The organism is Castellaniella sp., assembly GCF_034007085.1.
Taxonomy (GTDB): Bacteria; Pseudomonadota; Gammaproteobacteria; order Burkholderiales; family Burkholderiaceae_B; genus Castellaniella.
The window spans coordinates 1-8,899 of sequence record NZ_JAVERO010000091.1 but is presented as its reverse complement, the minus strand read 5'-3'; the positions used below and the strand labels follow the sequence as shown (position 1 = coordinate 8,899).

General features: G+C 63.9%; 8 protein-coding genes, 1 tRNA gene and 1 pseudogene. 4 read left to right on the top strand and 6 right to left on the bottom strand.

Annotation, left to right across the window (positions count from 1 at the left end; all coding sequences use genetic code 11):
- Positions 1–720: alkene reductase (locus RBR29_RS08560; RefSeq protein WP_320348612.1), on the top strand; the 720-nt coding region annotated here is incomplete at its 5' end.
- Positions 721–839: 119 nt separating this feature from the next.
- Here RBR29_RS08560 and RBR29_RS08555 read toward each other — a convergent pair.
- Together RBR29_RS08555 and RBR29_RS08550 are read right to left on the bottom strand one after the other, a co-directional pair.
- A pseudogene (locus RBR29_RS08555) lies at positions 840–1,025 on the bottom strand (aquaporin); the annotation flags it as partial.
- Between the two features lie 92 nt (positions 1,026–1,117).
- Positions 1,118–1,208: transfer RNA gene (locus RBR29_RS08550), tRNA-Ser, on the bottom strand.
- 190 nt (positions 1,209–1,398) lie between these two features.
- Between RBR29_RS08550 and RBR29_RS08545 the strand changes: the two genes are divergently transcribed.
- Complete coding sequence (locus RBR29_RS08545) at positions 1,399–1,770, top strand: hypothetical protein (protein WP_320348611.1); 372 nt, start codon at positions 1,399–1,401, stop codon at positions 1,768–1,770.
- A gap of 16 nt (positions 1,771–1,786) precedes the next feature.
- On the opposite strand, the gene serS is transcribed toward RBR29_RS08545, so the two are convergent.
- Positions 1,787–3,124, bottom strand: coding sequence for a serine--tRNA ligase (gene serS / locus RBR29_RS08540; RefSeq protein WP_320348610.1), 1,338 nt, complete (start codon positions 3,122–3,124; stop codon positions 1,787–1,789).
- Between the two features lie 117 nt (positions 3,125–3,241).
- Between serS and wrbA the strand changes: the two genes are divergently transcribed.
- Positions 3,242–3,841: an NAD(P)H:quinone oxidoreductase gene (wrbA, locus tag RBR29_RS08535; RefSeq protein ID WP_320348608.1), complete on the top strand. Its 600-nt coding sequence runs from the start codon at positions 3,242–3,244 to the stop codon at positions 3,839–3,841.
- 59 nt (positions 3,842–3,900) lie between these two features.
- Here wrbA and RBR29_RS08530 read toward each other — a convergent pair whose 3' ends face one another.
- From RBR29_RS08530 to RBR29_RS08520, 3 genes are read right to left on the bottom strand one after another with little or no spacing between them, the layout of a single operon-like run.
- Positions 3,901–5,268, bottom strand: a complete 1,368-nt coding sequence (locus RBR29_RS08530) for an AAA family ATPase (RefSeq protein WP_320348607.1) — start codon at positions 5,266–5,268, stop codon at positions 3,901–3,903.
- A gap of 7 nt (positions 5,269–5,275) precedes the next feature.
- Entirely contained in the window at positions 5,276–5,923 is a 648-nt protein-coding gene (gene lolA / locus RBR29_RS08525) for an outer membrane lipoprotein chaperone LolA (RefSeq protein WP_320348606.1), read from the bottom strand.
- A 9-nt stretch (positions 5,924–5,932) separates the two neighbouring features.
- Positions 5,933–8,287, bottom strand: coding sequence for a DNA translocase FtsK 4TM domain-containing protein (locus tag RBR29_RS08520; RefSeq protein WP_320348605.1), 2,355 nt, complete (start codon positions 8,285–8,287; stop codon positions 5,933–5,935).
- Between the two features lie 45 nt (positions 8,288–8,332).
- On the opposite strand from RBR29_RS08520, the gene RBR29_RS08515 reads away from it, so the two are divergent.
- Positions 8,333–8,899: FAD-dependent oxidoreductase (locus tag RBR29_RS08515; RefSeq protein WP_320348603.1), on the top strand; the 567-nt coding region annotated here is incomplete at its 3' end.

Here is an 8,899-nt window from a genome sequence, read left to right as displayed (position 1 = left end):
GCCCCCAGCGCCATCCAGCCCACCGGCACCGTCAGCCTGGTGCGCCCCAAAAAAGCGTATGTCACCCCCCGCGCCCTGGACACCGCAGAAATTCCCGGCATCATCGCAGCCTACCGTCAGGGCGCTGCAAACGCCCAGGCAGCAGGCTTTGATGGCGTAGAGATCCACGCCGCCAACGGCTACTTGATCGATCAGTTCCTGCAAAGCCGCACCAACCAACGCACGGATGCCTACGGCGGCCCCGTCGAAAACCGAGCCCGCCTGCTGCTGGAAATCACCGATGCAATCCTGGAGATCTGGGCGCCTGGCCGGGTCGGTGTCCACCTGTCCCCCCGAGGCGACAGCCATGACATGGGCGATGATCACCCCGCCAAGACCTTCGGCTACGTTGCCGAGGCCCTGGGTCAACGCGGCATCGCCTTTCTGTGCCTGCGCGAATACGAAGGCCCGGACAGCCTGGCGCCCATGATGCGCGACAAATTCCCAGGCTGCCTGATTGCCAACGAAGCACTCGATCAGGACAAGGCGGCCCGCTGGCTGGCGCAGGGGCGTGCCGACGCCGCTGCCTTTGGCCGGTTGTTCATCGCCAATCCCGACCTGCCCGCCCGCTTCGCGCAGGGGGCACCACTGAACACCCCCCGGCCTGAAACCTTCTATGCCCCGGGCCCCGCAGGCTACACGGACTACCCGGCGCTGGAAGACTGCGGGGCAAACGCCTGAGGCCATGATCGCGGCAACACAGCCGCCCGCCGAAATAAAAAAGCCACCCGGATCCGAGCGGCTGCAAAAGCACTACGGAGATTCTCAGTCGTCCTGGGGCAGCAAGGCGCGATAGACCAACGCGCCGGGAAACGACCGCCCGCCACCAGACCAAAGGTCACGGCCGGGTTGATGTGACAGCCTGAAATATGACCGATCGCATAGCACATGGTCAGCAGCGTCAGGCCGAACGCCAGTGCAACGCCCGCAAACCCGATGCCCAGTTCAGGAAACGCGGCTGCCAGCACCGTTGCAAAGATTGTCATGCACCGGCCCAAGCTACAGTCGAGTCGATGTAGGGCCAAAAAACAAAACCCGCCGATTCATTAAATGAAATCAACGGGTTATGCGCAATAGCTGGCGGAGAGGGTGGGATTCGAACCCACGGTACGGGGTTACCGTACGCCTGATTTCGAGTCAGGTACATTCGACCACTCTGCCACCTCTCCGGGTCCGACGCATTGCGAGTCGAGCCACGCATCATAGCATGAATCCAAACAAACCGCCTTGCCCCGGATGCCCTGACCCGGAGGCCTGAGCCGCATCAATCGGCTGGCATCCAGCACATTCCATCGCATTGCCCACCCCGGTCTTCTGGCCTATAGTGAATTCAGGCATAAACGCAGTCGGAGGTCCGCCATGAACATCCAAGCCCTGCATTTCGTGCTCGATATCGACGGCAATGGCTCGGTCGCCGGATGGGAAATCATCGAAGCCCTGAAATGGGCCTTTTCCCTGCCTGGCCGCCTGATGATCGAAGGCCTGGGCAACATCCCATTCGTCGCCGATGCTTTCCATATTCAGGCCTCGGCCGCAACCGGCTATGCCAGCTTTCACAGCCTGCCGGCCACCGTCCTGAACCTGACGTTCTGGGTTGGATGCCTGGTCCTGATCACACGCATCGGCGCCCACCGGAAAACAACCGACCCAGCCGCTTCGGGCACGGAAACAGCCCCGGCAGACGTGCCCGGGATGCCGCATTATCGCGGTCCGAAAACCCGCAAGACTTGACGACGGCCCGGGCCGCTCAGGCCCGGATGGCTTCCAGGCCGCCCATATAGGGACGCAACACAGGCGGGATCACAATGCTGCCGTCGGCCTGCTGATAGTTTTCCAGCACCGCCACCAAAGCACGGCCCACGGCCACCCCCGATCCATTCAGCGTGTGCAGGTATTCGGGCTTGGCCTTGGGGCCTTCGGGGCGGAAACGCCCCTGCAGGCGCCGTGCCTGGAAATCCAGGCAGTTCGAGACAGACGAGATTTCCCGCCAAGTGTTCTGCGCTGGCAGCCAGACCTCCAGGTCGTAGGTCTTGGCCGAACCAAAACCCATGTCGCCAGCGCACAGCAGCACCACCCGATACGGCAATCCCAACGCCTGCAACACGTGCTCGGCATGGCCGACCATTTCGTCCAGTGCCTGCCAGGACTGCTCGGGATGCACGATCTGCACCATCTCGACCTTGTCGAACTGGTGCTGGCGGATCAGGCCGCGCAGATCGCGGCCGCCGCTGCCGGCCTCAGACCGGAAGCACGGCGTATGCGCCGTCAGCCGGACCGGCAGGTCCTGGGCATCCAGAATGCGGTCGCGCACCGTACCGGTCAGCGGGATTTCAGCAGTGGAAATCAAGTACAGATCCTCGGCCGGCCCGTCATCGTCCGGGGTGCTGCCCTGACCGCCCTTGGTGACCCAGAACATGTCGTCCTTGAACTTGGGCAACTGGCCAGTGCCGTACAGGGTAGAACTGTTGACGATATACGGGGTATAGCATTCCTGGTAGCCGTGCTCGCCGGTCTGCAGGTCCAGCATGAACTGCGCCAGGGCGCGGTGCAGGCGGGCAATCGGGCCGCGCAGCATCATGAACCGGGCCCCCACCAGGGACCGAGCGGCCTCGAAATCCAATCCAAAGGGCTCGGCCAGGGCGACATGGTCGCGCGGCTCGAACCCCAGGCCGGCCGGGTTGCCATCCGCCCCCGCTGCCCCCGGCAGCCAGCGTCGGACTTCGACGTTGTCGGCCTCGGATATGCCATCCGGCACGCTGTCATCGGGCAGATTGGGCAGGGTCATCAGCCAGGCGGACAGTTCCTGCTGCACGGCGCCCAGGTCCTGCTCCAGGGCCTTGAGCTGATCGGGGATGGCCTGGGATTCGGCCAAGGCGGCCGAAGCGTCCTCGCCACGCGACTTCAGCTGGCCGATCTGCTTGGCCAGCGCGTTGCGCCGCGCCTGCAATTCCTCGGTCTGGACCTGCACGGCCTTGCGGCGGGCTTCCAGGGCATGGTAGCGATCGGTATCAAAGGCCAGACCGCGCCGGGCCAGGGCCCGAACGACGCGATCCAGGTCCTTGCGCAGCAGATTGGTGTCAAGCATGGCGGGGTGACGAAGATCATGAAAGGGACTATTGTATTCAATCCCGCCACGGCCTTGCCGCAAACGTGCCGTGCAGAGGCCAGAATGACGGGTGTCTCTCAGGAAAGGAGTCTCTTCATGTCAAAAGTGCTGGTCCTCTACCACTCAACCTACGGTCACATCGAAACCCTGGCCCAGGCCGTCGCCGAAGGCGCCCGATCAACAGGCGCCACCGTCGATATCAAGCGCGTGCCGGAACTGGTCCCCGAAGCCATCGCCCGCAAATCCGGCTACAAGCTCGACCAGGCTGCGCCGGTGGCCCAGATCGGGGACCTGGCCGACTATGACGCCATCCTGATCGGCTGCGGCACCCGCTTCGGGCGCATGTGCTCGCAGATGGCGAATTTCCTGGACCAGGCGGGCGGCCTGTGGGCCAGCGGCCAACTCAACGGCAAGGTCGGCGGCGCGTTCACCAGCACGGCCACCCAGCACGGCGGCCAGGAAATGACGCTGTTCTCCATCATCACCAACCTGCTGCACTTCGGCCTCGTCGTCGTGGGCCTGCCCTATAGTTTCCAGGGCCAGATGCGTCTGGACGAAGTCACTGGCGGCGCACCCTACGGGGCGTCCACCATCGCCGGGGGCGACGGTTCGCGCAAGCCGTCGGCCAACGAACTGGACGGTGCCCGATTCCAAGGCAAACACGCGGCGGAAGTCGCCAACAAACTGTTCGGATGACCCCAGCTTCGTTCTGAAACGACCTTGTGACGGCCAAAGGGGGCACCCAGTCCCTTTGGCTATTTCTGCCCTGCTTCCTCGTCCCAGCGCTTCAACTGCGCCAGTTTCTCGCCGATCTTCAGTTCCAGTCCTCGGGGCACGGGCCGGTACCAGCCGGGTTCGGCCATGCCATCAGGCAGGTAGGTTTCCCCCGCCGCGTAGGCATTGGGTTCATCATGAGCGTAGCGGTAGGCATGCCCGTAGCCCAATTCCTTCATCAGCTTCGTGGGCGCGTTCCTCAGGTGCACAGGCACCTCGCGGCTGCGATCCTGCTTTACGAAAGCGCGCGCCTGCTTGTAGGCCATGTAGCCTGCGTTGCTCTTGGCGGCAACTGCCAGGTAGATGACGGCCTGCCCCAGGGCCAGCTCGCCTTCCGGACTGCCGAGCCGCTCAAAGGTCAAGGCAGCATCATTGGCGATCTGCAGTGCCCGGGGATCGGCCAGGCCGATGTCCTCCCAGGCCATGCGTACGATGCGCCGCGCCAAGTAACGCGGGTCGGCCCCGCCGTCCAGCATGCGCGTCAACCAGTACAGGGCGGCGTCGGGGTGCGAGCCGCGCACGGATTTGTGCAGGGCCGAGATCTGGTCGTAGAAGTTGTCCCCGCCCTTGTCGAAGCGGCGGCTGTTGAGCGTCAGAGCGTTTTCAATGAAGGCCGCATCGATCCGCGCAACGCCGCTGGCACCCGCCGCCGTCTGGCATTGTTCCAGCAGGTTCAACAGGCGCCGGGCATCACCATCGGCATACCCCACCAGGGTGTCGATGGCCAGTTCGTCGAACATCAGGCCGTCCAGGACCTGGGATTGGGCACGCTGCACCAGTTGACGCAATTCGTCTTCGCTCAGGGGCTTGAGCACGTAGACCTGGGCACGCGACAACAGGGCGGAATTGACTTCGAACGAGGGGTTTTCCGTGGTAGCGCCGATGAAAGTCACCAGACCGCTTTCGACAAAGGGCAGCAAGGCATCCTGCTGGGATTTGTTGAAGCGATGGATTTCATCCACGAACAGGATGGTGGACTGGCCTCGGGTCTGGTTCTGTTCGGCCTGCGCCATGGCGGCGCGGATGTCCTTGACGCCGGAAAACACGGCGGACAAGGCAATGAAGGCGCAATCGAACGCAGTGGCCGTCAGCCGCGCCAGGGTGGTCTTGCCCACCCCAGGCGGCCCCCAGAAAATCATGGAATGCGGCTTGCCCGACTGGAAGGCCAGCCGCAGAGGCTTGCCTGCGCCCAGCAAGTGCGTCTGCCCGATGACTTCGGTCAGGCTGCGCGGGCGCAGCACCTCGGCCAAAGGGGCATGCGCCGGCTTGACGTCGGCACGCACTGGCGCAGCAGCGCCTGCAAAGTCGGGATCATCGCCCAGCAGATCACCCTGATTCGCCATTGCCATCGTCAACCTAGTCCATCTTCACAAGATCGGCGTCCTGGGGGACCGCAAACTGGAACTGTCCGGCCGGGATGACGGGGTTGGCTTTCAGACCGGTAAAGACGATGCGCGAGACCTGGCCGAACGCATCCAGCAGTTCCAGCCGCCGGGGCAAACCATCGGCAAAACCAATGTCTGCGTGGACGAAGCCCGCATCCGGCGTCTTGGGCACGGCGCGCAGCCACTGCAATCCATCATGGTCGGGCCGGGACTGAAGATCGAAGGCCTGGTCCAGCGAACCCGAACCGAACAGCAGCGCAGCCGGCGAAGCACCGACCGCCTGGTTGGCACGGCGTTCGGTGACCTGTTGCAGGTCGGGATCGTACTGATAGACATGCTGGCCGTCGGATACGATCAACTGCGCATAAGGCACACGGACTTCCCAGCGGAATTTCCCGGGCCGCTGAAAGGCAAAGAAGCCGCCTTGCGGTTTCTGGGCCGCCCCCTGGGCATCGGTACGTTCCTGGCTGAACTGGCCGGTGGCGGACTTGACCTGATCGACGAAGGACTGCAGCTGCACCCGGGCCGGTTCGGCCGCGCGGGCAAGACCAGACAGCCCCGCCAGGCCGCATAGCATGATGGCCGCCACCTGCGCCCGGCAGCGCGTGGAAAAATGCATGTTCATCGATCAGTCGTCCTCGCCGGATTTGGCCGGCACCAGGATGTCACGATTGCCGTTGGGCTGCTGGGGACTGACCAGCCCCGCACGTTCCATTTGTTCCAGAATCCGCGCCGACCGGTTGTAGCCAATCCGCAGATTGCGCTGCACAAAGGAAATGGAGGCACGGCGGCTGCGCATCACGACCTCGACGGCCTGGTCGTACAGAGGGTCGCTTTCTGGATCTGAGAAACCCGTGACAGAACTGAGGCCATCGCCGGTCTCGCCCTCGCTCGTGCCTTCCAGAAGCCCCTCGACATAATCGGGCTCGCCTTCGGCTTTCAGGGCCTCGACCACACGGTGGACCTCGTCATCGTGCACGAAGGCGCCATGGACCCGTGTGGGTACGCTGGTGCCCGGTGGCTGATAGAGCATGTCGCCCTGGCCCAGCAAGGTTTCCGCGCCCATCTGGTCAAGAATGGTACGGGAATCGACCTTGGACGAGACCTGGAACGCAATGCGCGTGGGGATATTGGCCTTGATCAGCCCTGTGATGACGTCCACGCTGGGGCGCTGGGTGGCCAGGATCAGGTGGATGCCGGCAGCGCGGGCCTTCTGGGCCAGCCGGGCGATCAGTTCCTCGACCTTTTTGCCCACCACCATCATCAAGTCGGCCAGTTCATCGATCACCACCACGATCATGGGCAGGGTGCCCAGGGGTTCGGGCGCATCGGGCGTCAGAGAAAATGGGTTGGGAATCGGTTCCTCGCGCTTTTGCGCATCGCGGATCTTGGTGTTGTAGCCCGCCAGATTACGCACCCCGAGCTTGCTCATGAGCTTGTAGCGCTTTTCCATTTCGGCCACGCACCAGTTCAGGGCATTGGCCGCATGGCGCATGTCGGTGACCACAGGCGCCAGCAGATGCGGGATGCCTTCGTAGACGGACATTTCCAGCATCTTGGGATCGATCAGGATCAGGCGCACCTGGCTGGCATCCGCCTTGTAAAGCAAGGACAGGATCATGGCATTGATGCCGACCGACTTGCCCGAACCGGTGGTGCCGGCCACCAACAGGTGTGGCATTTTCGCCAAATCAACCACCACGGGATTGCCGGCAATGTCCTTGCCCAGCGCCATCGTCAATAGAGAAGCGCTGGCGTGGTAGACCTGGGATCCCAGGATTTCCGACAGGCGCACCATCTGACGGCGGGGATTGGGCAGTTCCAGCCCCATCAGGTTTTTGCCTGGAATGGTCTCCACGACCCGAATGCGCACCAGGCTGAGTGCGCGGGCGAGATCCTTGGCCAGATTGACGATCTGGCTGCCCTTGACGCCGGTGGCCGGTTCGATCTCGTAACGCGTGATGACTGGCCCGGCCTGGGCGGCCACAACCGTGACGTTGACGCCGAAATCGGACAGTTTCTTTTCGATCAGGCGCGAGGTGTATTCGATGGTTTCCGGGGAAACGGTTTCCTGGGACTGCTCGACCGGGTCCAGCAGCGACAGGGCCGGCAGGCTGCCTGCCATCGCCGGGTCTTCGCGCGCGGTGAACAGCGTCTGCTGCTTTTCCTGCTGGACACGCGGGGACTTCGGCACCGTGGTGACGGTGGGTTCGATGCGCACTGGTTGTTCATGCACCAGCTGGGTCTGGCGAGTCTCGACGATTTCCTGGCGTTCGGCCTGGGCCGTAACCCCCACGCGGCGGTCCTGCCAGGCGTTTTTCAGTTCCCACAGGCGGCGCCAGGCGAGTTCGATGGCGTAGCCGACACGTTCGGAGACATTGAGCCATGAAAAGCCGAAAAACAGGCTGGAACCCATGACGATGAAGGCCAGCAGCAGCAAGGTGCTGCCCGCCCCGCCCATCAGCTGGGCCAGGCCACCCGCCAGCAACTGCCCCAGTTGACCGCCTGCCCCGGCCGGCAGCGCCGCCCCCCAGGCCTGCAGCCGCAAGGCCTCGACGCCCATGCAGCCCAGGAACAACAGGGTGTAGCCGATGCCGACTTCCCAGCGCACCCTGGGCAGCAGTTCTGGCACCCGGCTGGGCAACACGGCCCGGGACAGGCGATAGAACCCCGCCGCCACCCGACGCAGCAGCAGCAGCACCCACAGCCAGGCCGAAGCACCGCACAGATACAGCAGCAGATCGGCGACGTAGGCACCAAAGGTACCGCCCCAATTGCGGACCGTGTTGCCATGAACGGAATGGGACCAGCCCGGGTCCGTGCGGGTCCAGGTGGCCAGCACCAGAACCAGCCAGCAGGCCAGGGCAGCCAGCAGCACCCAGCGGGCCTCGCGGAACAGGCCCGAGAGGCGCGTCTGCAGGGGCGAGGGGCCATTGCGCACGTTGCGGGAGGAGCGTGTGGGGGTCGCCGGAATTCTTGCCATCGCATCATTATAATTGCGGGGTCAATATCGAATGGATTTTCAGTGATGTCCAGCGCAAAACACGCCAAACTCATGATCCTCGGGTCCGGCCCTGCGGGCTACACCGCAGCCGTCTATGCCGCACGCGCCAATCTGGCCCCGGTCCTGGTCACTGGCCTGGAACAGGGGGGCCAGCTGATGACCACGACCGAGGTCGACAATTGGCCGGCCGACGTTGCCGGCGTCCAGGGCCCGGACCTGATGCAGCGCTTCATGGAACACGCCCAGCGCTTCAACACGGAAATGGTGTTCGATCACATCGCAAGCGTAGACCTGTCCCGGCGCCCCTTCACGCTGACCGGTGACACGGGTGCCGTCTACACCTGCGACGCCCTGATCATCGCCACAGGGGCCTCGGCGCAGTACCTGGGCCTGCCGTCCGAGCAGGCCTTCATGGGCCGCGGCGTATCGGCCTGCGCCACCTGCGACGGTTTCTTCTACAAGAACCAGGACGTGGTCGTGGTCGGCGGCGGCAACACGGCAGTCGAAGAAGCCCTGTACCTGTCCAATATCTGCCGCACGGTCACCCTGGTGCACCGCCGCGACAAGTTCCGCGCCGAACCCATCCTGATC